This is a genomic window from Microbacterium sp. LWO14-1.2 (assembly GCF_038397715.1).
Lineage (GTDB): Bacteria > Actinomycetota > Actinomycetes > Actinomycetales > Microbacteriaceae > Microbacterium.
Genome location: NZ_CP151633.1, coordinates 1345427 through 1367187, shown reverse-complemented (window position 1 = coordinate 1367187; position 21761 = coordinate 1345427). Strand labels below are relative to the sequence as shown.

General features: G+C 71.3%; 18 protein-coding genes. All 18 read left to right on the top strand.

The genetic code is table 11. The features are described 5' to 3' along the window. Positions 1 to 40: 40 nt before the first annotated feature. The 18 genes from MRBLWO14_RS06640 (at position 41) to MRBLWO14_RS06555 (ending at position 21699) form a co-directional block, all read left to right on the top strand. Positions 41 to 1012 carry a MoxR family ATPase gene (locus tag MRBLWO14_RS06640; RefSeq protein ID WP_341935667.1) on the top strand — a complete coding sequence of 324 codons (972 nt, stop codon included), beginning with the start codon at positions 41 to 43 and terminating at the stop codon, positions 1010 to 1012. Beyond that, on the top strand, positions 1012 to 2274 hold the full coding sequence (locus MRBLWO14_RS06635) for a DUF58 domain-containing protein (protein ID WP_341935666.1): 1263 nt from the start codon (positions 1012 to 1014) through the stop codon (positions 2272 to 2274). Before MRBLWO14_RS06640 ends, MRBLWO14_RS06635 begins: the two co-directional genes overlap by 1 nt. Continuing rightward, positions 2271 to 4682, top strand: a complete 2412-nt coding sequence (locus MRBLWO14_RS06630; RefSeq protein WP_341935665.1) for a transglutaminaseTgpA domain-containing protein — start codon at positions 2271 to 2273, stop codon at positions 4680 to 4682. Before MRBLWO14_RS06635 ends, MRBLWO14_RS06630 begins: the two co-directional genes overlap by 4 nt. Continuing rightward, positions 4679 to 6259, top strand: a complete 1581-nt coding sequence (locus tag MRBLWO14_RS06625; RefSeq protein WP_341935664.1) for an RDD family protein — start codon at positions 4679 to 4681, stop codon at positions 6257 to 6259. Before MRBLWO14_RS06630 ends, MRBLWO14_RS06625 begins: the two co-directional genes overlap by 4 nt. Then, a complete protein-coding gene (locus MRBLWO14_RS06620; protein WP_341935663.1) occupies positions 6256 to 7062 on the top strand; it encodes a protein phosphatase 2C domain-containing protein in 807 nt (268 codons plus the stop codon). Before MRBLWO14_RS06625 ends, MRBLWO14_RS06620 begins: the two co-directional genes overlap by 4 nt. Next, on the top strand, positions 7062 to 8561 hold the full coding sequence (locus tag MRBLWO14_RS06615) for an FHA domain-containing protein (protein WP_341935662.1): 1500 nt from the start codon (positions 7062 to 7064) through the stop codon (positions 8559 to 8561). The genes MRBLWO14_RS06620 and MRBLWO14_RS06615 overlap by 1 nt, the downstream gene beginning before the upstream one ends. Further along, entirely contained in the window at positions 8558 to 10189 is a 1632-nt protein-coding gene (locus MRBLWO14_RS06610; protein ID WP_341935661.1) for a protein kinase, read from the top strand. The genes MRBLWO14_RS06615 and MRBLWO14_RS06610 overlap by 4 nt, the downstream gene beginning before the upstream one ends. A gap of 29 nt (positions 10190 to 10218) precedes the next feature. Beyond that, the gene (locus MRBLWO14_RS06605; RefSeq protein ID WP_341935660.1) at positions 10219 to 10935 is read left to right on the top strand and encodes a hypothetical protein; all 717 of its coding nucleotides are present in this window, start codon (positions 10219 to 10221) and stop codon (positions 10933 to 10935) included. A gap of 79 nt (positions 10936 to 11014) precedes the next feature. Next, a complete protein-coding gene (gene eccD / locus MRBLWO14_RS06600; RefSeq protein ID WP_341935659.1) occupies positions 11015 to 12367 on the top strand; it encodes a type VII secretion integral membrane protein EccD in 1353 nt (450 codons plus the stop codon). 3 nt (positions 12368 to 12370) lie between these two features. Beyond that, on the top strand, positions 12371 to 13690 hold the full coding sequence (gene eccB, locus MRBLWO14_RS06595) for a type VII secretion protein EccB (protein ID WP_341935658.1): 1320 nt from the start codon (positions 12371 to 12373) through the stop codon (positions 13688 to 13690). After that, positions 13690 to 14961 carry a S8 family serine peptidase gene (locus MRBLWO14_RS06590; RefSeq protein ID WP_341935657.1) on the top strand — a complete coding sequence of 424 codons (1272 nt, stop codon included), beginning with the start codon at positions 13690 to 13692 and terminating at the stop codon, positions 14959 to 14961. Before eccB ends, MRBLWO14_RS06590 begins: the two co-directional genes overlap by 1 nt. An 84-nt stretch (positions 14962 to 15045) precedes the next feature. Next, a complete protein-coding gene (locus MRBLWO14_RS06585; RefSeq protein ID WP_341935656.1) occupies positions 15046 to 15789 on the top strand; it encodes a hypothetical protein in 744 nt (247 codons plus the stop codon). 16 nt (positions 15790 to 15805) lie between these two features. After that, positions 15806 to 17452 (top strand): type VII secretion target, encoded by a 1647-nt coding sequence (locus MRBLWO14_RS06580; RefSeq protein WP_341935655.1) that lies wholly within the window; start codon positions 15806 to 15808, stop codon positions 17450 to 17452. 33 nt (positions 17453 to 17485) lie between these two features. Continuing rightward, positions 17486 to 18337, top strand: a complete 852-nt coding sequence (locus MRBLWO14_RS06575; RefSeq protein ID WP_341935654.1) for a hypothetical protein — start codon at positions 17486 to 17488, stop codon at positions 18335 to 18337. Positions 18338 to 18339: 2 nt separating this feature from the next. Further along, complete coding sequence (locus MRBLWO14_RS06570) at positions 18340 to 19092, top strand: hypothetical protein (RefSeq protein WP_341935653.1); 753 nt, start codon at positions 18340 to 18342, stop codon at positions 19090 to 19092. Between the two features lie 61 nt (positions 19093 to 19153). Next, positions 19154 to 19885 (top strand): DUF2510 domain-containing protein, encoded by a 732-nt coding sequence (locus MRBLWO14_RS06565; protein WP_341935652.1) that lies wholly within the window; start codon positions 19154 to 19156, stop codon positions 19883 to 19885. Between the two features lie 141 nt (positions 19886 to 20026). Then, on the top strand, positions 20027 to 20386 hold the full coding sequence (locus MRBLWO14_RS06560; protein ID WP_341935651.1) for a hypothetical protein: 360 nt from the start codon (positions 20027 to 20029) through the stop codon (positions 20384 to 20386). Positions 20387 to 20397: 11 nt separating this feature from the next. Next, positions 20398 to 21699 (top strand): hypothetical protein, encoded by a 1302-nt coding sequence (locus MRBLWO14_RS06555; RefSeq protein ID WP_341935650.1) that lies wholly within the window; start codon positions 20398 to 20400, stop codon positions 21697 to 21699. Positions 21700 to 21761: the final 62 nt, after the last annotated feature.

Here is a 21761-nt window from a genome sequence, read left to right as displayed (position 1 = left end):
CGCCGCACGCCCCTTCACAGAACGAGGAACCGACACTCTCATGACCATGACCCCCGAACAGGCCGCCTGGTTCCAGGGCACCTTCCAGCGCCTCGTCGACAACGTCGACCGCGCCGTGCAGGGCAAGCGCGAGATCGTCAGCCTCGTGCTCGCGTCCATGCTCGCCGAGGGCCACGTGCTCCTCGAAGACGCACCGGGCACGGGCAAGACCAGCCTCGCGAAGGCACTCGCCGCGACCGTGCAGGGCACGAGCACCCGCATCCAGTTCACGCCCGACCTGCTGCCGTCCGACGTCACCGGCGTCACGATCTACGACCAGCAGCAGCACCGGTTCGAGTTTCACAAGGGCCCGATCTTCGCGTCGATCGTGCTCGCCGACGAGATCAACCGCGCCTCGCCGAAGACGCAGTCCGCCCTTCTCGAGGTCATGGAGGAGTCGCGGGTCACGGTCGACGGCGTCACGCACGAGACCGGCCGTCCGTTCCTCGTGATCGCGACGCAGAACCCCATCGAGCAGGCGGGAACCTACAAGCTCCCCGAGGCGCAGCTCGACCGGTTCCTGATCAAGACGTCGATCGGGTACCCCGACATCGCGGTGACCGAGAGCATCCTCGCCGGTGCCTCCGACCGCAACCCGTCCGCCGGCCTCTCGGCGATCATCACGACGAGCGCCGTCGCCGACATGGCCGACCTCGGCGCCTCGGTGCACGTCGAGCCCGCCGTGCTGCGGTACGTGGCCGAGATCGCCGAGGCGACCCGTGAGGACTCCGCGATCCGACTCGGCGTCTCGGTGCGAGGCGCGATCGCCATGATCCGCATCGCGAAGGTGTGGGCCGCATCGCAGGGTCGGCACTTCGTGCTCCCCGACGACATCAAGGCGCTCGCCCGCCCCGTGTGGCAGCACCGCCTGCTGCTGGATGCCGAGGCGGAGTTCGCCGGAACCTCCAGCGACACGGTCATCGCGCGCGTCCTGGATGCCGTCGCGGCACCGCAGGCTCGAGCGGCGGCCTGATGACGACGGAGGCCCTCCCGGCTGCGACCGCGCCGATCGACCGCGACGCCGGCTGGCGCGACGTCGCGGCGGTCATCGGCGCGCGCATCCTGAGCCGCCTCCGCCTCGTGACGAGCGCGATCCGGCCGCTGGCGTGGGTGCTGATGGCGCTCGCCGTCGGCTTCTGGATCCTCGGTCAGATCGCGGGGTGGGCGGAATTCACCGTCGCCGCCGTCGTGATCGCCCTCACCGTCGGGCTGTGCGCGCTGTTCCTCATCGGCCGCACCGCCTACGACGTCTCGCTCGATCTCGCGCGCACCCGCGTGGTCGTCGGTGAACGCGCGGTCGGCGCGCTCACCCTCGCGAACCGCGGCGCCAGGGCGATCCTGCCCTCCCGCGTCGTGCTGCCCGTCGGCTCGGGGCGCGGCGAGTTCGGCATCCAGCGTCTCGCTCCCGGCGAGGAGGCGGAGGAGCTGTTCGCGATCCCCACGCAGAAGCGCGCGGTCGTGAAGGTCGGCCCCGTCAGCGTCGTGCGCGGCGATCCGCTCGGGCTGTTCGAGCGCGCGCACCGTCGCGACGAGCCCGTCGACCTGTACGTACACCCCCGCACGGTGCTGTTCGACGGCCAGTCGCTCGGCTACCTCCGCGACCTCGAGGGCCTGCCGGCCGCCGACCTCTCGCGCGACGACGTCTCGTTCCACGCCCTGCTCGAGTATCAGCCGGGCGACGACCTGCGCCACGTGCACTGGCGCTCGACCGCGCGCACCGGCACGATGATGGTCCGCCAGTACGAGGAGACCCGCCGCTCGCACTTCGTGATCGGCCTCTCGCGCTCGGCCGGCGACTACGCCACCGACGACGACTTCGAGCTGGCGATCTCGGCGGCCGGCTCCATCGGGCTCCGCGCCATCCGCGACTCGCAGCGCGTCGACGTGCGCGTGCAGGGGCGCGAGCTCGCCGCCGGCACGGGCAAGCAGCTGCTCGACTCGCTCTCGGGCGTCGAGTACTCCAAGCCCCGTGACGGCGGCATCGACCAGCTCGCCGGCGTTCTGTCGCGCACCATGCCCCTCGCGAGCGTCGTGGTGCTCGTGTGCGGTTCGCGGGTCGACACCGATGACCTGCGCGTCGCGTGCGCCCGCCTGCCCTTCGGCGCGAAGGTGCTCGCGGTGGTCGCCGATCGCAGCGTGACCGCCCCCGCCCTCCGTCGCATCGGCGAGGCCGACGTCGTCACGATCGGCGCTCTCGAACAGGTGCCCCTCGCACTGCAGAAGGTGCTCGCATGACCGCCGTGTCGACCGCTCTCGCGAAGGACTTCGCCGGGATGCCGGTGCGTCGCTGGATCCTCGATCTCAGCGCCTCCGCGCTGCTCATCGCGGTGTCGATCGTGGGTTTCTGGCCCACGTTCGCCGGACCGTCGTACCTCCCGGCCGCGATCGGCGCCCTGTTCCTCGGACTCGCCATCGCCGCCGTCGCGACGTGGCGGCGCTGGGGCATCCTGATCGTCGCCGGCCTCACGGTCGCCGTCTACTTCGTGTTCGGCGGCGCGCTCGCACTGCCGCACACGGCGATCCTCGGCGTCATCCCGTCGCTGGAGACCCTGGAGAAGCTCGCGGTCGGCACCGTCACGGCCTGGAAGCAGCTCCTCACCACGGTGGCCCCCGTGTCGGGCGCCGACGGGCACTTCCTCGTGCCGTTCCTGCTGACCCTCGTCATCACGGTGCTGACGGCGTCGCTCGCGCTGCGTCTGCCGCAGGTCGCCTGGGCACTGCTGCCCGCGGGCGTCATGCTCATGCTGGTGATCGCGCTCGGCACGCCCGAGCCCGCCTTCCCCGTGCTGCAGGGCCTCGTGTTCGCGGTGCTCGCCACCGCGTGGCTCGCGCTCCGCCAGCTGTGGGCGCCGCACAACGCCGCCGTCTCGGTGAGCGAGGTCGATCCCTCGCGGGCCGCGCACATGCGGCTGCGTCGGCTGCTCGCGGGTGTGGCCGTGCTCGCGGTCGCCGGAGGCGCGGGCATCGCGACGAGTGCGATCGCCGCCCCGGTGCAGCCGCGGCACGTGTTCCGTGACGTGATCATCCCGCCCTTCAACATCCGCGACTACCCGAGCCCGCTGCAGGCGTTCCGCAAGAACGTGCGCGACGAGGCCGGCGACACGCTCTTCACCGTGAACGGTCTGCCGAAGGGCGCCCGCATGCGCATCGCGGTCATGGACCAGTACGACGGCATGGTCTACAACGTCACCGACGGCGGTGCCGACTCGTCGAGCGCGTTCACACCGATCCGCGCGAACATGTCGCCGGATGCCGAGGGCATCCCCGTGACGCTGCAGGTCGAGATCGACGAGTACCGCGGGGTGTGGGTGCCCGACGCCGGACAGGTGTCGCAGATCGACTTCTCGGGCGGGCGTGCCGACGAGCTGCGCCGATCGACCTACTACAACACGGCGACGGGCACGGCTGTGGCGACGTCGAAGCTCGCGGAGGGCGACAGCTACACGGTCGACACCGTGATCCCGAACGAGTTCGACGACACGCAGCTCGCCGACGTCGGCTTCGGCACCGTGCCGCTGCCGAAGCAGAGCAACGTGCCGGAGGAGCTGACCTCGCTCGCCGCGGAGACGGTGTCGGGTGCCGAGTCGCCCATCGAGCAGGTGCGGGCGCTCGAGACGTTCCTCGCCGACGGCGGCTTCTTCAGTCACGGCCTCGAGGGCGAGGTGCTGTCGCGGGCCGGCCACACCGCCGAGCGCATCACGACGCTCATCGGCGGCGACCAGATGATCGGCGACGACGAGCAGTACTCGGTCGCGATGGCGCTGCTGGCTCGCGAGGTCGGCATCCCCGCCCGCGTCGTCATGGGCTTCTACCCCGACGAGGAGCAGGCCGGGGACGCCGTGTTCGAGGCGACCGGCGACAACGTGCACGCGTGGGTCGAGGTGAACTTCGAGGGGCTCGGGTGGCTCACGTTCAACCCGACGCCGCCCGAGGACAAAGTCCCCAACGACCAGAACACCAAGCCCAAGGTCGACCCGAAGCCGCAGGTGCTGCAGCCGCCGCCCCCGCCGCAGGAGCCGGTCGACCTGCCCCCGACCCTGCCCGACGACCGCAAGGGCGACGACGAGACGCTCAACATCCTCGGCATCATCGGCACGATCCTCGTGATCGGCGGCATCTCGCTGTCGATCCTCGCGCTGCTCGCCTCTCCGTTCATCGTGATCGGCGCGTGGAAGGCGGCGAAGCGCCGCTCGCGGCGCGCCGCCGCCCGGACCTCCGACCGCATCAGCGGCGGCTGGGACGAGCTCACCGACCGCGCCGTCGACTACGGCGCGCGCCTCGCACCGGGAGGGACCCGCTCGGAGGAGGCCGCGGCTGTCGTCGCGACCCTCGCCGTGCCGCGCGTCACCGATCTCGCGCAGCGGGCGGATGCCGAGGTGTTCGGACCGACCGATCCGACACCCGAAGACGTCGACGCCTTCTGGAGCGAGGTCGACACGATCGTCGGAGGACTCGGCGCCGAAGCCGGCTTCTGGAAGCGGACCAAGGCGCGCCTGAGCCTTCGTTCGCTGCTGGGCGGCTCCGCGATCTCGAACGGTCTGCAGGGTCTCCGCGATGCCGCCACCGCGCGGGTCCGACGCGAACCTGGCACTATCGAGAGCAGCACCACGACACCGTCCGCACCCGAGAGCGAGACCCCATGACGCAGCCCGCGTTCGCGCAGATCGCGCCGATCAACCGCCGCGCGATCGGCTACCTCATCGACGCGGCCATCGCCGCCGGGATCGCCGTGGTGCTCTACGGCGCCCTGATCGCTGCGATCAGCCTGTCGGGCGGGGTCGAGGCGGGGCTCACGACCCTTCTGATCGGCGGCCCGATCGTCTCGCTCCTGTTGCTCGGCTGGTTCGTCGTCTACACGCTGATGCAGGCGGGCAAGGGCTCGATCGGGATGCGAGCGCAGGGACTGCGTCTCGTGTCCGCGGTCGACGGCTCTCCGCTCGGGTTCGGTCGGGCGCTGCTGCGCAACGTCATCTTCGGTCTCGCCGCCGGCATCGTCGTCGGATACTTCACTCCGCTGTTCGACGGATCCGGACGCTTCCAGGGCTGGCACGATAAGGTCGCGAACGCTCTCGTGCTCGACGCCCGACAGTCGCCGGCCCCCGTCTCGGCACCGAGCGGCCCCGACGTCACGGTCGCCGCCGGTGCAGCCTACGGTTCCGCCGGTGCGGCGTATGGTTCCGCCGGCGGTGCACCGGTTCCGCCGGCGATCCCGGGGCTCCCCGCCGCGCCCGCCTCGGGCGGCTTCACTCCTCCGACCGTCCCCGCACCGCCCGCACCCGAGCCCGCTCCTGTGGCGGCTCCCGCAGCGAGCGCCTTCACGGTGCCGGCGGACACACCGCCCGCCGCTCCGGCGACGGCTACCCCGGCGCCCGCAGCCGCGTACGACCCGCCTGCCACGCCTCCGCGGCCGCCGGCACCGTTCGAGAGCCCCGCACCGTCGGAGAGCCCCGCGCCGGTAGAGAACCCGTCGGCGGACGAGGGATCACTGATCGCGTTCGTGCCCGGTGTCACACAGCCCGGTCCTCCGTCCAGGGTGGAGCCGCCGGCGGCCGCGCAGGAGCCTGAGTCGGACCTCGACCCGGGACTCGACGAGACGATCGTGCAGCGGCCGAGCACGCCTCCCGCTCCCGCCACACCCCCTGCTTCCGCCATACCTCCCGTCGCCGCGACGCCTCCCGTCGCCGCGACGCCTACCGTCCCCGCGACGCCTCCCGTTCCCGTGACGCCTCCCGTTCCCGCGATGCCGCCCGCACCGGAAGTGCCGACGGCTCAGCCCGCGACTCCCGAGCCCGTTCCCGTGACGCCCGCGCCCGCGCTCGCCCCGACCACGACGCCCGCGTTCGATGCGGAGTACGACGAGGAGGCCGAGCTCGAGCAGACCCGCATCAGCGTCCCCGGCCACCGCCTCATCTTCACGTGGGACGACGGCACCAGGGTCCCCGTCTCCCGCCGCACGATCTTCGGCCGCAATCCCGCCCCCGAGGACGGCGCGGTGCTGGTTCCGGTGCGCGATGAGACGCTCTCGCTGTCGAAGACGCACTTCGAGGCGGCATCCGAAGCGTCCGGCGGCTGGGTGCTCGACCGGCACTCCACGAACGGCATGACGATCGTGCGCGACGGACAGCGCTTCGCGTGCCCCGCAGGACAGCGCGTTCCCGTGCGCCTCGGCGACGCGATCGAGATCGGCGACCGCATCGTGACCGTCGGCGGCTACGCATGAGGCCCGGGCTGGTCGTCCACACGGGCTCCGCGACCCATGCCGGACTGCGTCGCGCACTGAACGAGGACTCGTACCTCGCGAGCTCTCCGGTCTTCGTCGTCGCAGACGGCATGGGCGGGCACGAGGCAGGCGAGCGCGCCAGCGCCACGGTCATCGAGGAGTTCGCGCTGTTCATCGGCCGGACCTCGCTCGCGCTCGATGACGTCCGCTTCGCGCTGGAGCGGGCCCGCGAGGGCGTCGAGCACCTGTCCACCTCGGGCAACGGCCGCGCGGGCACGACGCTGAGCGGTGTCGTGATCGCGTCGGTCGACGGCATGGGGTACTGGCTCGCGGTGAACATCGGCGACTCGCGCACCTATCGCTTCGCGGATGCCGAGCTCGAGCAGATCACGGTCGACCACTCCGTCGTGCAGGAACTCATCGACGCGGGAGAACTCACCCCCGAGGACGCGTCGACCGATCGACGGCGCAACATCATCACCCGGGCGATCGGCGCCAGCAGCACGGGGGATGCCGATTACTGGCTGTTCCCCGCAGAGCTCGGCGACCGCATCATCGTGTGCTCCGACGGACTCACCTCGGAGCTGCCCGACCGGCGTATCCGCGAGATCCTGTCGACGACGGCCGATCCGCAGGAGGCCGCGGAGGCCCTGGTCGCCGAGGCGCTCCAGGCCGGCGGGCGCGACAACATCACGGTCGTCATCGCAGACGCGGTCTCGGTGGCCTCGCGCCCCGGCACGCTGCTCGAGACCGACATCGACATGGACACTCGCCCACGCGAGTCAGCAGGAGGGGTTCGCTGATGCAGACGATCTACCGACCGGGTCAGTGGTATCTGATCGTCGTTCCCGGAGCGCTCGTCGCACTCCCGCCAGACGTGTCGAGCCAGGTCGTCGCGCGGCTGTGGGATCGGCTGCCCGCAGAGAAGACCCTCTCCTGCGTGGTGGACGTTCTCACCTCGGGCGAGGGCGGCTCGTTCTCGACGCTGCCGCCGTTCGCCGCAGCGGTCGCGGAGGGCAAGGACGTGCGCATCGCGCTGCGAGGCGGCGTGGTGGCGCGCGTCAGCAGCGGTCCCGACGAGGCCCAGGAGTTCACCGGGGCGGAGGTGACCACCTGGAGCGAGCGCTTCGTCGGCGGCGCCACCCGCATCGAGATCACCGTGGAGGAGACAGCTGTCGCGTCGGGACTCCCCGTGCAGAGCGGCGTCGTCCGCGCGGCGGCCGTCAGCGCCGAGCTCGAGGCCTCCGACGCCGAGCCGATCACGGCCGTGCTGGGTCCGGTGCCCCTGATCGAGTCAGCGCCCGAGGGAGCATCGGCGGCCGTGCTGGGTGCCGTCCCCGCTCCGCCGCTGGCGTTCTTCGGCGCGGGCACCGCTGCCGCCGTCGCACAGGTCGCGGATGCGGCATCCGCCGAGCCGGAGCGGGAGCCGGAGTCCGCGCCCGAGCCCACCGTCGAGCCGGAGCCTGCCGTCGAGCCGGAGCCCACCGTCGAGCCGGAGCCCGAGCCGGAGCCCACCGTCGAGCCGGAGCCCACCGTCGAGCCCGAGCCCGAGCCGGAGCCGGAGCCCACCGTCGAGCCGGAGCCCACCGCCGAGTCGGAGCCGGAGCCGGAGCCCGAACCCGAGCCGGAGCCGGTCGACGACGCGGTCGACGGCAACACCCTGGTCCCCAGCGAGGTCCTCGGGACGCCGTCGAGCGAGATCGACGACACGGTCGCGCCGTCGGACACCGCCGACGACACGATCGCGCCGAGCGAGATCGACGACTTCGAGCAGCTGTTCGCGCCCACGGTGCACACGGCGCCCGTACCGGTGGCTGCGACTCCTCAGCCGCCGATCCCTCCCATCGTCGAGGGCGATCACGACGGTGCGACGATCTCGGCCGCCGAGATGCGCGCGCTCCGCCAGCAGGCGCCCTCCGGCGACGACACGCCCACCCAGGTCATCCCGGTGGCGGCATCCGGATCAGGACGCATCCGCGTCTCCACCGGACAGGTCGTCGAGCTCGACCGCACCGTGATCATCGGCCGCCGCCCGCGCTCGCAGCGCGCGAGCGGCGAGAACCTCCCGCACCTCGTCGCCGTCGAGAGCCCGCAGCAGGACATCTCGCGCAGCCACCTCGAGGTCCGCCCCGACGCCGACACCGTGGTGGTCATCGACCTGCACACGACCAACGGCTCGACGCTGCTGCGCCCCGGCTCCGACCCTGTTCGTCTGCACCCCGGGGAGCAGACGCTCGTCCTGTCCGGAGATGTCGTCGATCTGGGAGACGGAGTGACCGTCGCGTTCGAGGATCTTCCGTGAGTCGTCGACCTTCACCGCCTCCGCAGCTGCCGGGGTTCACCTACGTCGAGCCCCTCGGGACCGGCGGCTTCGCCGACGTGTTCCTGTACGAGCAGCAGATGCCGCGGCGTCGCGTCGCGGTGAAGGTCCTTCTCGCCGATCGGCTGTCGAGCAACGCCGCGCAGGAGTTCGCCGATGAGGCGAACGTCATGGCCATGCTCTCGACCCATCCCGCGATCGTCACGATCTACCAGGCGGGGGTCGCGGGCGACGGGCGTCCGTACCTCGTCATGGAGTACTGCCCGCGGCCGAACCTGCAGGTGCGCACGCGCAAGGAGCAGTTCTCGGTCGCGGAGGCGCTGCGCGTCGGCGTCCAGGTCGCGGGAGCCGTCGAGACGGCCCACCGCGCGGGGGTCCTGCACCGCGACATCAAGCCGGCGAACATCCTCGTCACCGAGTACAACCGCCCGGCCCTGACCGACTTCGGCATCGCATCGACCACGGGCGCCACGAGCGAGGCATCCGGGATGTCCGTCCCGTGGTCGCCTCCGGAGTCCTTCGCGGAGCCGCCGCGCAGCGGCCCGCGCACCGACGTATGGGCTCTCGGCGCGACGCTGTACACGCTGTTGGCCGGGCGTTCGCCGTTCGAGCGCGCCGGTCAGCGCAACTCCAGTGCGGATCTCATCGAGCGCATCGAGCGGGCCGCGCTTCCGCCCCTCGGTCGCCCGGATTCGCCGGAGAGCCTGCAGCGGGTGCTCGAGCGGGCCATGGCGAAGAACCCCGACGACCGCTTCCCGAGCGCGGTCGCCTTCGCGCGGGCGCTGCAGAAGGTGCAGATCGAGCTGTCGCACTCGGTCACGCCGATCGACATCGTCGACGACCACCCGCCGGCGGAGGAGCTCGACGACGACGGCGACGGCCTGACCAGGGTCCGCGAGATCGTCAGCATCGATCCGGAGGTCGCGGCTTTCACGCGCCCCTCGGCGACGACCCAGCGCAAGGGACCAGCCGTGCCGGTGCCCGATGTGCCGCGCTTCGACTCGCCTCCGCCCGCGTCGGTCGAGCAGACCCAGATCCGCGTTCCGTCCGCGCCCGCCTCCGCTCCGGATCCGGGAGCCGACGACGACCGCACGATCGCTCGCGGTCCGAAGGTCGTGGCGCCGGATGCCGCGGCATCCGTCCCGCAGCCCGCGCCGACGTTCGCCCCGGGCGTGCCGGTCCCCGCCGAGCAGGCGGAACGCCCGCGGAGCCGGCGAGGTCTCTGGATCGCGCTCTCCGCCGTGGCCGCCGTCGTGGTCGTCGGGGGCATCGTGCTCCTGAACCTCCTGGTCGCCGGTGTCGAGACGACCCCCGAGGCGACGGACACGCCGAGCCCGCAGGACGTCCTGTCGGACGTCGTCCCGAAGGTCGGCGACCTCGAGGGCGTCAGGACGGGCGATCAGGTCTCGTTCACGTGGACCAACGCGGATCCTCTCGAGGGCGACTCCTACATCTGGAACGTCGTCAAGGTGTCGGGGGAAGTGGATCCGCAGCAGACCGATCAGACGAGCGCGCAGTTCGCCGCCGAGCCCGGGGCCGTCTGCATCGACGTGATGCTGCGTCGCGACGACGGCCGTGCCTCGGAACCGGTGCGAGGGTGCGTGGAATGAGCGATCCGATCAGGGGGGAAGAGGGATCGATGGACATCACAGTCGAATTCGCGGGGGAGTACTTCACGCCGAGACCGGACGAGCCGTTCTACGTCGGGCGCCAGGGGGATCTGGAGCTGGACGACGACAACCTCTTCCTGCACCGGCACTTCCTCGAGATCTCGCTCATCGACGGCCTCTGGTGGCTGTCGAACATCGGGGCACGGCTGACGGCGACGGTGACCGACTCCACGGGCGGGGTCAACGCCTGGCTCGCACCGGGTGCGCGGCTGCCACTCGTCTTCGAGCGGACCACGGTGGTGTTCACCGCCGGTCCGACGACGTACGAGTTCACGATCCACTCCCAGGGCGCCGCCCTCCGCATCGACTCGAACGGCGGCGCGGACGGCGGGCAGTCGACGATCGGGCACGTGCCGCTGACCTCGCGGCAGAAGCTGCTCATCCTCGCGCTCGCCGAACCCGCGCTGCGGCGTGAGGGAGCCGGGATCAGCGAGATCCCCAGTTCGTCGGAGGCCGCCGCGCGGCTCGGATGGACCAGCACGCGCTTCAACCGCAAGCTCGACAACGTGTGCGAGAAATTCGACCGCATCGGCGTGCAGGGCATGCGCGGAGGGCAGGGGCGCAACGCCGTCAACCGCAAGGCCCGCCTGGTCGAGTACGCCGTCTCGAGCCGCCTGGTGACGAAGGACGACCTGGCTCTGCTCGATGCCCCGCAGGGGGACGCGGAAGACGACGACGACGCGTAGAGCACGGCTGCGCGGCGCCGAGATCGGACAGTCCGCGCGATAGTGTGAACGCGCGTATTCATTGAAAGCAGGGGGTTCCATGTCGCCTCAGACGACAGCCGTCGCATCATCGCAACTGATACGCCTCTCGGTGCAGTGGGAGTCGGAGCGGATCGATGTCGGCGTGCCGGGCGGCGTGCCGGTCGCCGAGGTCCTCCCGTCGCTCACGCGTCGGCTGCGGATGCTCGACAGCCACTCCGCGTCCTCCGGCTTCCGTCTCGTCCACGCCGACGGCTCACCGCTCGACGGCGACCGCACCCTCGCCGCCCAGGGGGTGCAGGACGGCGACTTCCTCGTGCTGGAGCAGGGAGCCTCCGCGGCGCTCGCCAAGCGCTACGACGACCTGGTCGAGGCCGTCGCCGACGCGGTCGAGACGAACGCGCCGAAGTGGTCGACGCAGAGCTCCGTCACGACGGCGACGGTCGTGGCGGCCGTCCTCCTGCTCCTCGCGCTCGTCCCGGCGGTGTGGGCCTGGGTCGGCGGCGGGACGATCGTCACCGCAGCCGGCACCGGCGCGGCCGCGGTGGTGCTCCTCATCTGCGCCCTGGTGATGGCGCGAACGGGCGCGCCGTCGCAGGCGACCATGGCTCTCGCGCTGGTGTCGTCCGTGTACGCGGGTGTCGCCGGCTACACGCTCCTCCCCGGCGGTCCGGGGTGGGGAGTCCCCCTCGTCATAGGCGGCGCCGCGGCGCTGGCGTTCGGCGTGGTCTCCCTCCTCGCCCTGAAGTCGCTGCGCGAGTACGGTCTCATCCCGATCGCGGTCGGCGGAGCCCTCCTGGCGATCGGCGCGATCGTCGCCTGGGTCGACGCACCCGTCGCGGGAACCCTCGCGGCCGCCATGGCGGTCGCCGGCATCGCCGGACTCGGCGCCCCCTGGGTCGCTCTCGCATCCGTGCCGCTTCGCGTGGTCTCCGCTCGCGAGGAGTCCGAGGTCTACGACGCCCCCTCGCACATCTCCCCGGAGGAGGTCGCGAAGCTGTACAGCCGGGCCCACCGGTACCAGGTGTCGCTGCGGATCTCGCTGTGCCTGATCGTGCTCGTCGCGACGGTGCCGGTCGTGGCATCCGGGTTCTGGGGTCTGCTGCTGTGCGCCGTGACCTTCCTCGGCATGTTCCTCGGAACGCGGCAGGTCTACTCCCGCTACGACATCGTGGCGGTGGCCGCCGGCGTCCTCTCCGGAGTCGCCCTGAGCGTCGTCACCGCCATCCTCACCCACCCCGACTGGATCGGCGGGCTGGTGATCGGCCTCGCCGTCGCCGCCGTCTGCATCATCGTCGTGGTGCTGCTGAACCCGCGCACACGCCTGGGACTCACTCGCTTCGCCGACTTCGCCGAGTGGGCGACGATCGCGCTGCTGCTGCCGCTGGCCATCATCGCGGGCGGCTGGTTCTGATCCATGGCATCCAAGTCCGAACTCCTGCAGGCGCAGGCCTTCAACAGACGCCGTCTTCAGCGCGCCTTCGTCAGCGGCGCCCCCGGCGGCCGCGAGCTCCCGCCGGGGAAGCCGCTGCGCGGTGTGGTGGTGAGTGTCGCGCTGGGCGTGCTGACCGTCATCGTGTCGTTGCTGATCGGCACGTTCACCGGGAGCCTGCCGAAGGACTGGCGCGACGGCGCGATCATCGTCGTGCAGGGGGAGGGGTCGCGCTACGTGGCCCTCGACGGCACGCTCTACCCGGTCAAGAACCTCGCGAGCGCCCGCCTGCTGGTCGGCTCGGTGAAGATCACCTCGGTGCCCGCGAACAAGCTCGACGGCATCAGCCGTGATCCCTCTCCGGTCGGCATCGACGGAGCGCCCGACTACCTTCCGTCACCCGACCGTCAGTACGACGACCCCTGGCTGAGCTGCGTGGTCGCCGACGCCCCCCTCGAGATCTCGACACGACTGCTCGGCGACGAGGTCGGGGCCGACGACCAGGGGGCCCTCGTGCGCGACGACCGCGAGCGCTACTGGTTCGTCCAGGGCGATCGGAGGTACGCGGTGACCGACGACACCGTCGCGGTCGTGGCCAGCGTGTTCCTCGGGATCGACGACGTCGAGTCGGTGCCGACCGTCTCCGGCCTGTGGCTGAACCTCGTCTCGCCGGGTTCGCCCCTCGCGGTCGACCTCGGCGGCGAGCTGGGAGAGGATGCCGGCACCGCCGGGCTCCGCATCGGCCAGGTCGTGCAGACGCAGTCCGACGGCAACGTCGTGGCGGAGTACGTCGTGGACGGCGAGGGGAGGCTCGTGCCGGCCACGCCCTTCGCGCGCCAGCTCTTCACGGCGTACGTCGGCGTGGACCCCGTCGTGATGACCGTCGCCGAGGCGACGGACCTGGTCGATGTGAACTCCGAGGCCATTCCCGCCGACTGGCCCGAGAACGTGCCGACCGCGTCCACCGACGCGGCGACCGCGTGCCTGCAGATGACCCCCACCGCCGACGGACCCGAGGTGTCGGTCGCAACGGCGCCGCAGGACCTCGAACCGGGCACGCGCGTGACTCCGGGTGCGGGGGCGGCGATCACCTCGCGGTCGACGGGTCAGGGCGCGACGTACGGGTTCGTCTCCGAGGCGGGGGTCTACTTCCCGGTCGAGTCGGCGGACGACCTCGCGCTGCTCGGCTACACCCCCGAGCAGTCGGTGACCGTGCCGGCCACCTGGACGCAGCTGCTCGAGCAGGGTCCCACCCTCAGTCGGTCCATCGCCCGCACCACCGCATCGGGGCAGGGGGACGACTGATGCGGATGCGCATCGCGCGCACTGCCGCGGCGCTGGGGATCGCCGTCCTGCTGGGCACGGCGGGTGCCGCGGCGGGCGCTCCTTCGGCCTCGACCGATCCCGCGTCGAGCCCCGTCGTCGACGCCGGTCAGCAGTGCACACCGGGTGACAGGGCCTTCGTGTCGTCGGCGAGCTATCTCGTCGAGCGGCTCGGCCTCGAAGACGCCTGGGAGTTCAGCCGCGGACAGGGCGTGACGGTCGCGGTCGTCGACTCCGGCATCGATGCCGACAACGTGCACTTCGCGGATGCCCTGGTGCCGGGTGCCAGCACGTTCGGAGACGGCTCGGCGCCAGCCGACGACGACCTCTTCGGACACGGCACCGCCGTGGCCGGCATCATCGCCGCGCGCATGGTCGACGGGTCGGGCGTGGTCGGCATCGCCCCCGCCGCGAAGATCATGCCGGTCCGCGCCTTCGAGTCGGCGCCCGAGGACGGGCAGTCGTCGAGAGACGTGGTCGGTCCCACCGCGCAGTCGGTCGTGGCCGGCATCAAGTGGGCCGCCGACAACGGCGCGCAGATCATCAACGTCTCGCTGTCGGACGACCAGTCGGCCGATCTGTACGCGGATGCCGTGAACTACGCGCATGCGCGGGGCTCGCTGGTGGTCGCGAGTGCGGGCAACCGCAACACGGCGGACTCCGACCGCCCCGACCCCGCGAACTTCTACCCGGGCGAGCTGCCGGGTGCGCTCGCCGTCGCGGCGGTGCTCAGGGACGGCACGTGGAGCGCCGATTCGTCGTACGCCGGTCCGCACGTCGACATCGCGGCGCCCGGCCAGTCGATGCCCTCGGCGTACATCTCCGGCGGAGACTGCGTCTTCAACGGCGACTCCGCCTCGTCGAGCTACGCGACCGCCGTCGTCTCGGGCGCTGCCGCGCTCGTGGCCGCACGCTATCCCGACGAGACCCCCGACCAGTGGGCGTTCCGTCTCACGCAGGCGGCGATGCGCGTCGCTCCCGCCGAGGCGTCAGACACGGTGGGATGGGGCGAGGTGCGCCCCGCCGAAGCGCTCGCCCTGGTCGACGACGGGACGCTTCCCGGCCCTCCCTCTCCGGCGTTCGCCGCCCCCGAGCCCACGCCCGAGGAGCCCAGGACGGTCTCGGTCGACGCGGGCGCCGATCCGCTCGACCCCGCGAGGGAGATCGTCGGATGGGGGTTCGGTGCGGCGGCGACGATCTCCGTGATCGTGCTGCTGCTCGCGCGCGGGCGGACGCGACGCCTTCGGGCCTGAGCGCCCGGATGGGCACTTCTCCCCCTATGGCCTTCGCGCGGCGCTTCGTAGGATTGCGTCAACGGTCTACGGAAGAGGGAGCCCATGGTCAGCTTGGATATGGCGGACGCCAACCGTCTGATGGCAGAGCTGCAGCAGACGGCAGGCGAACTGCAGCGCGAACTGCGGGCGCTCGCCACGGCGTCGGAGCAGCTGGCGCCCATCACCGTGAAGGATGAGGAGGGCGCGGTCGAGCTCACTCTGGCCGCGAACGGCGCCGTGCAGGCGCTCGTCCTCGACGAGGACTGGCGCGACACGATCGGCGAGGAATCGCTCGGGCTCGCCGTCAGCGCGTGCTACCAGTCCGCCATCGAGCAGCGCGCCGCCCAGTGGCTCAAGGCGTACTCCGAGACCACCGACCACGAGGGAGCGTCGCCGGTGGCCGCACCCGAGCCGGTCGAGCTTGCCGACCCCAGTTCCGCCTGGGGCCTCGAGGGGCGTGAGCAGCTGCGCGAGATGTACGCGGCAGCCGACGCGGAGCAGGCGGACTTCCTCGCCCACCGTGCGCAGCGCGCTCGTGAGCCGCGCGACGGCGTGAACTCCGCGAGGACCATCACGGTCACCCGCGAGGGCGACACGATCACCGCGGTGAAGCTGGATGAGCGGTGGGTCAAGAACACCAACGACGGTGTGATCGAGAAGGAGATCGTGCGGGCGCTGAACAACGTCATGGCGATGTCGGCTCGCGAGCGAGAGAACAAGTACGAGGGTTTCCCCGCGATCGAGCAGCTGCGGAAGATCGCTCACAACCCCCACGAGCTGATGCGCCGCATGGGCGCGATCCGCTGAGCCAGGGAGAGACGCAATGGGACTGAGAGATGCGTTCGGCGATGTCGTCGACGCGGTGAACCCGATCGACGAGATCGTCGACTTCGGTCAGAACGTCATGGACGGCGACCTTCTCGGCGCCGCCGGCAACGTGCTCGATGCCGCGACGCCGCTCGACGAGATGGTGAGCGCGGGATTCCACCTGGCCGGTGGCGGCGGAGGAGGCGTGAGCAGCTCGGGCGGCATCCGTCCGGCGGCCCCCGCGCCGCTGAACGACGTGCCGGGGGAGTCGATCCTGCCCGACCCGTCGCCGCAGCCCTCACCCTCGACCTTCGGGCCCGAGGGAGAGGTGAACGTCGAGACCGAGTACCTCCGCAAGGATGCCTCCGCCTTCGACGCGGCTGCGGGGTCGTACGGAGACATCACCTCGGCGGCCCAGGGACTGACGATCGACGCGGCTGCGTTCTCCTTCATCGGAGGACAGGCCTCGAGCGCGTACAACACGTTCCAGGCGACCATGGTGGCGCTCCTCGGCACCGCCCCCGACGCCCTCACGGGCTTCGCGGATTCGCTCCGCCTGACCGCCGACGCGTACGACACGACCGACGTCGAGTCGGCGCAGAACCAGAACCAGGACGTGGACACCGACTACACCGCGCCCGACGGCGGCGGCAGCGGTGGCGGGAGCGGCGGGGGCAGCGGCGGCGGGTCGTCCGGCGGCGGTGGATCCGTCGGCGGCGGAGCAGGCGGCGGGGGCACGCCGTCGGTCGACGACCCGCGCGTGGACGGTTCGCTCGACGGCGAGACCGGCGACGACGAAGCCAGGGCCGAGGCCGATGCGAAGGCCGACCGGCTCGATGCGCGGGCCGACGCGCTCGACAGGCAGGCCGACCAGGCCGACCAGCACGCCGACAAGGCGCAGGAGCAGGTCGAAGCGCTCGACAAGCAGATCGACGAGCTCGAGGAGCAGGCGTCCGCACTCGATCGCAGCGCGACCGACACCGAGCGCCGCGCGACCGAGCTCGACCTGAAGGCGACGCAGCAGGAAGCCGCGGGCGACGACGCCGGTGCGCTGCAGACCCGCACCGAGTCGGCTGCGCTGCGCGCGGACGCCTCGGCCCAGCGCGCGGAGGCCGCGGAGATCCGGGAGCGGATCGAGCAGCTGAAGGAGAGCCGCGACGCCGCCGCCGAGGAGATGGCTGACGCCAGGGAGGATGCCGCGGAGCTGCGCGACAAGGCGGCCGAGCTGCGCGACAAGGCAGCCGATCTGCACCACGAGGCTGCCGGTCTCGACCACGGAGACCGCGGCGGTGTCGCGGAGGTCGGCGGCGAGGCGAACGTCGACGGCGACATCGACGGAGGCATCGACGGAACGGATGCCACGGACGGCGCCGGCGACACGGGCGTCGTGCCCGAGGACCAGGCGGAGAACCCGGCCGATGTCCCGGCGGAAGCGACCGACGGCGGAGCCGGCGAGACCCCGGGCGCGGATGCCGACGGAGGCGTCGACGCCGGCCCGGACGCCGGCCCGGATGCCGACGCAGGCGTGGATGTCGACGGCACCGACCCGACCGCGACCGACGAGGGTGCCGGATCGGTCGATCCCCAGCCCGACGACCTCCTCGGCACACCGGTGACCGCCCAGCCGGCGACGGCTGCCTGGCAGTCCCGACTGAACAGCTGATCGCAGACTCCACGACTGGAAGAAGACGTCATCATGGTTAGAATTCCCTCGCCTCCGCGTCCGCGCCCGGACGGTCCCGACGCGCCTGTCGGTCGCACCACCCCGCACGGGGACGGTCCCGGCGCCCCCTCCGGCCGCAGCACGCCCCACGGCGGCGGTGACAACGCCGGGGACGTCGAGCGCTCTCGATCGAAGTTCACCGAGTTCGTCGACGGCGCGAGCTCGGTCGTCGACCTCATCAACGGCATCCTCGAGCTCGCCGGCCACATCCCGCTGATCGGCGACCTGATCGACCGCATCAACGACCTGATCCGCAGGATGTTCGAGAAGGTGAACGAGGCCATCTCGAAGACGGCGGAGATCTTCGCCTACGTGGGAAGTCCGACCACTCTCCGCCAGACAGGCATCAGCTGGGTCCAGAGCGTCGGCACGCCGGCGACCGTCGCGACCTCCACCGTGGTGCTCTCCTCGCTCCCGAGCACCGGTCACTGGACCGGTGCGGCGTACAACGCCTACTCGGCGCGCGTCGAGCTGCAGCAGCCGGCATCCGACAGCATCTACGCCAAGTGCACGATGATCGACGAGCAGCTGAACACGTTCGCGGACGCGATCGTGGACTTCTGGGTCGCGTTCTCGATCGCCGCTCTCACCACCGCCGTCGGCGTCGGCCTCGGCATCGCGGAGATCGTGTCGGTGTGGGGCGCGCCGGGCGGTGTGGCCACGATCATCATGGAGGTCGTCTCGTTCATCGCCGACGTCGTGAACCTCGTGAACATCATCCTGACCGCCAACCAGGCCGCGGCCGACTTCATGACCCAGGTCACGAACGAGCTCGGTGCGGTCAGCGCCTTCCCCGGCGGGGCCTGGCCCCGTCACACGGCGTGACGATGGCGGACTCGGGAGGGACGGCGAGCCGGGAGACCCAGGCGGGCGCGGCGATCGACCTCGATTTCGGTGGTCGGCGGAAGCGCATCCCGGCCGGCTCGACGTTCGTCATCGGGCGGGGCGCCGACCTCGCCATGGACGACAACCAATACGTGCACCGGCGCTTCCTGGAACTCGAGCAGCGCGAGGGCATCTGGTGGCTGTCGAACGTCGGATCGCGGTTGACGGCCTCCGTCGCGTCCGCCGACGGGATGGCGCAGTCGCTGCTCGCGCCCGGGGAGTCGACGCCGCTGGTGTTCCCGGCGACCACGGTGATGTTCACCGCGGGGCCGACGACGTATGAGATCGAGCTGTCGACGGAGTCCCCGTTCTATCAGGTGTCCACCCCGTGGGCGTCGACGCCCGACGAGGCAGACGTGGTCGGTCTCCTCTCCCCGGTGCAGAAGATCGTGCTCACCGCCCTCGCGGAGCCGATGCTCCGCCAGGCGGCCCAGGGGTCCGTGCGCCTGCCGCCGATGGGCGACGTGGCGGTCCGCCTGGGGTGGCCGCTGGCCAAGCTCGAGCGCAGGGCCGGAAGCCTGTGCGACAAGTTCGCGCGGCATGGCGTGCGCGGCCTGCATCGAGACTCCGAGGGACGGATGCCGGATGCCGTGCGCTCGCGCCTCGTCGAGCATGCCGTCGGTGCGCGCATCGTGACGCCGGATGATCTCGAACTGCTCGAGGCGTTCGATCCCCAGGGCGCCGTCGTCAGCTGACGCTCCGCCGTAGGATGGGTGTTCGCGTGATGCGGACCGCAGCGACGAGGAGGGTGAGCGCATGAGCATGCCGGCTGGGTGGTACGACGACGGTTCAGGGCGACAGCGCTGGTGGGACGGTGCACGGTGGACCGACGACTACGCGCCCGTTCACGACGCAGGCTCCCCGCAGCCCGGTGCGAGCGCGCAGGCGCAGGCTCCCTCCGCTCCGCCCGCAGCAGCCCGCCGGTCGCCGATCCTCGGGTTCGTCGGACTGGGTCTGGCCGTGCTCGGCACGATCCTGGCCTGCATCCCTGTCGTGTTCGGGATCGGCGTGGTCCTTCTGCTCGCGGGCTTCGTGGTGTCGCTGATCGGTCTGTTCACGAAGGGTGCGGCGAAGTGGCCGTCGATCGTGGGCATGATCCTGTCCGTCGTGGGTGGCGTGATCGGAGTCGTCGTCCTCGTCGTGACCCTGCTGGCGAACGCGCCGGCGCCGATCGATACGGCTCCGGCCACGAGCGTCCCGTCGCCCTCCGCCGAGCCTTCGGATCCGTCCACCGACGCGAGCGACAGCCGCCCGTCACCGGAGGAGATAGCCGAGGAGTTCGCCGCGACGATCAGGGCCGGCGGCGTCACGACATACGACGACATGCCCGAGTTCTATCCCTGTGTGGGGCAGTTCCTGTACGACTCCGACCTGTCGGATGAGGCGCTGCGGCTCATCATCGTCGGCGATGACCCGCCCGAGTCCGAACGCGCGGCCGCGGAGAAGGCGATCACCGATGCGGTGCTCACGTGCGACCCTCAGCCGTAGTGTGAGCGTTCGTCCGTCGAGGGTCATGACCGCCCAGCGCTGATGCGCGTTCTCCATGGGGAGGTCTCCCCATGGAGAACGAGCGACGACCCGGGCTATCATCGTGATGCTCAGGATCGTCGGAGGGGGAGCGCAATGATCATGATGGTTCCAGACTTCGGTATGGACGAGGAGACGGCCCAGACTCAGATCGACCTCATCAAAGAGGCCTGGGACACCCTGGTTCAGTCGCGCACCACGCTCGAGCATCTCTCGGAGGGGCAGACCGCGTCCCTCTGGACCGCGGACGGCAAATCGGTAGACCTCGTCGCCGCACTGGGCGAGAGGTATCAGTCCGCGCTCAAGTGGCTCGACGCGATCCAGCTGGAGCTGAACGACGCCTTCGTGAACCTCGACAAGGCGATCCAGGAGACGAATCAGCTCGATACCGATCAGAAGGTCGCGTACCAGACGCTGCTCCACAAGGCCGTGGGCGGGCCCAACAAGCCGATCGCGGTCTGAGGGGAGAGATCATGGGAAAGAACGTCGAGCGACTCGACCGTCTGCAGAACAATCGCGCGGACTTCGCCGTCGTGGTTGTGCGGACCACTCAGTCCGTGCAGCGCGCCGCTGCCTCCGAGGCTGTCGACACGGTGGCGGCGAACGTGCAGAAGGCCGCGAGGACGGAGGCCTTCGAGGGCAAATTCGGCATGACCGTCGCCGAGGCTCTCACGAAGATCCGGAAGGACCTGGTCAGCTTCGGCGAGTACCAGGCGGCGCTCAACACCGCCATCGCGGAAGCCGACGAGGCCCTTCAGCAGACGGCGAGCGGCACCTCCGGTCTTCCGGGAACCGGGCTCTCCGCCGAGCAGCAGAACACGATCGACATGGCGGCGAAGACCGACAGCCCGGTGCAGGTGTCGCCGGGCGTGACGATGACCCCCGCTCAGGCCCAGCAGCACTACCTGGACCAGGCGGCCGCGGCCCAGGAAGAGGAGGCCCGCAAGCTCGCGGACGCCCTCGACCAGCGTCTGCAGGAGATCATCGACGGGATGCCGACGAGCGACTACGACGAGCACAAGCCGACCGACGAACCGAAGGACGGCGAGGGGCCCGGAGGGCGCACGCCGATCGACTACCCCGGCGTGAACGGCGGTGGCGGCTCCGGCGGTGGCAGCAACGGCAGCGTCGGCGGCGGCTCGGTGATCGACGGCGGCGGCAACGGCGGCGGCGGGAACGGCGGCAACGGCAACGACAATGACAACGGCACCATCGGTCGCCCGCCGATCATCCGGGAGCCTCCGGTCAACCCTCCCGTCATCGAGGAGCCGCCTTTCCCCCGCCCGAGGGACGACGATCCCCGCATCGACGGAGGCATCGGCGGCGAGATCCCCGGCGTGAGTCCGGGTGGCAACGGCGCGTTCCCCGGTGGCACCACCGGCGGCGGAGCCGGCTCGGTCGGCGCAGGCGTCGGCGGGGTCGTGGGCGGTGCAGGACTCGCGGGAGGCGCGGCCCTCGCGAATCGTCTCAGCGGCGGTGCCGGCCTCATCGCCGGCGGCGTTGGCGGCGTAGGCGGTGCGGGCGGCGCAGGAGCCCCGGGAGCGACCGGAGTCGTCGCCCAGTCCGGCGCGGCGGCCGGTGGCCGAGGCGGTGCCATGGCCGGAGGCGCGATGGCCGGCGGAGCCGGTCGCGCCGACAAGCGCAACCGCCGCCGTGGCCAGGACCTGATGGCGTTCGAGGTCGAGGCGGACGACGACGAGTCCGTGCCCGACATGGGTTCGGCGGGTGCCGCCGGACGCTCGACGTCGGAGGGGCGCGAAGAGCTCGGCTGGTAGTCCACCAGACGCCGAAGCCGCTCACCCGCATGCGCGGGTGAGCGGCTTCTCTTTCTGCTCCG

What these genes read in the sequence shown, in the direction of transcription:
- MRBLWO14_RS06630 (WP_341935665.1), top strand. Translation starts at nt 2,271, where the DNA reads ATGACCGCCGTGTCGACCGCTCTCGCGAAGGACTTCGCCGGGATGCCG.
- MRBLWO14_RS06640 (WP_341935667.1), top strand. Translation starts at nt 41, where the DNA reads ATGACCATGACCCCCGAACAGGCCGCCTGGTTCCAGGGCACCTTCCAG.
- MRBLWO14_RS06555 (WP_341935650.1), top strand. Translation starts at nt 20,398, where the DNA reads ATGGGAAAGAACGTCGAGCGACTCGACCGTCTGCAGAACAATCGCGCG.
- MRBLWO14_RS06590 (WP_341935657.1), top strand. Translation starts at nt 13,690, where the DNA reads ATGCGGATGCGCATCGCGCGCACTGCCGCGGCGCTGGGGATCGCCGTC.
- MRBLWO14_RS06635 (WP_341935666.1), top strand. Translation starts at nt 1,012, where the DNA reads ATGACGACGGAGGCCCTCCCGGCTGCGACCGCGCCGATCGACCGCGAC.
- eccD (WP_341935659.1), top strand. Translation starts at nt 11,015, where the DNA reads ATGTCGCCTCAGACGACAGCCGTCGCATCATCGCAACTGATACGCCTC.
- MRBLWO14_RS06570 (WP_341935653.1), top strand. Translation starts at nt 18,340, where the DNA reads ATGGCGGACTCGGGAGGGACGGCGAGCCGGGAGACCCAGGCGGGCGCG.
- MRBLWO14_RS06580 (WP_341935655.1), top strand. Translation starts at nt 15,806, where the DNA reads ATGGGACTGAGAGATGCGTTCGGCGATGTCGTCGACGCGGTGAACCCG.
- MRBLWO14_RS06575 (WP_341935654.1), top strand. Translation starts at nt 17,486, where the DNA reads ATGGTTAGAATTCCCTCGCCTCCGCGTCCGCGCCCGGACGGTCCCGAC.
- MRBLWO14_RS06565 (WP_341935652.1), top strand. Translation starts at nt 19,154, where the DNA reads ATGAGCATGCCGGCTGGGTGGTACGACGACGGTTCAGGGCGACAGCGC.
- MRBLWO14_RS06560 (WP_341935651.1), top strand. Translation starts at nt 20,027, where the DNA reads ATGATGGTTCCAGACTTCGGTATGGACGAGGAGACGGCCCAGACTCAG.
- eccB (WP_341935658.1), top strand. Translation starts at nt 12,371, where the DNA reads ATGGCATCCAAGTCCGAACTCCTGCAGGCGCAGGCCTTCAACAGACGC.
- MRBLWO14_RS06625 (WP_341935664.1), top strand. Translation starts at nt 4,679, where the DNA reads ATGACGCAGCCCGCGTTCGCGCAGATCGCGCCGATCAACCGCCGCGCG.
- MRBLWO14_RS06605 (WP_341935660.1), top strand. Translation starts at nt 10,219, where the DNA reads ATGGACATCACAGTCGAATTCGCGGGGGAGTACTTCACGCCGAGACCG.
- MRBLWO14_RS06615 (WP_341935662.1), top strand. Translation starts at nt 7,062, where the DNA reads ATGCAGACGATCTACCGACCGGGTCAGTGGTATCTGATCGTCGTTCCC.
- MRBLWO14_RS06620 (WP_341935663.1), top strand. Translation starts at nt 6,256, where the DNA reads ATGAGGCCCGGGCTGGTCGTCCACACGGGCTCCGCGACCCATGCCGGA.
- MRBLWO14_RS06585 (WP_341935656.1), top strand. Translation starts at nt 15,046, where the DNA reads ATGGTCAGCTTGGATATGGCGGACGCCAACCGTCTGATGGCAGAGCTG.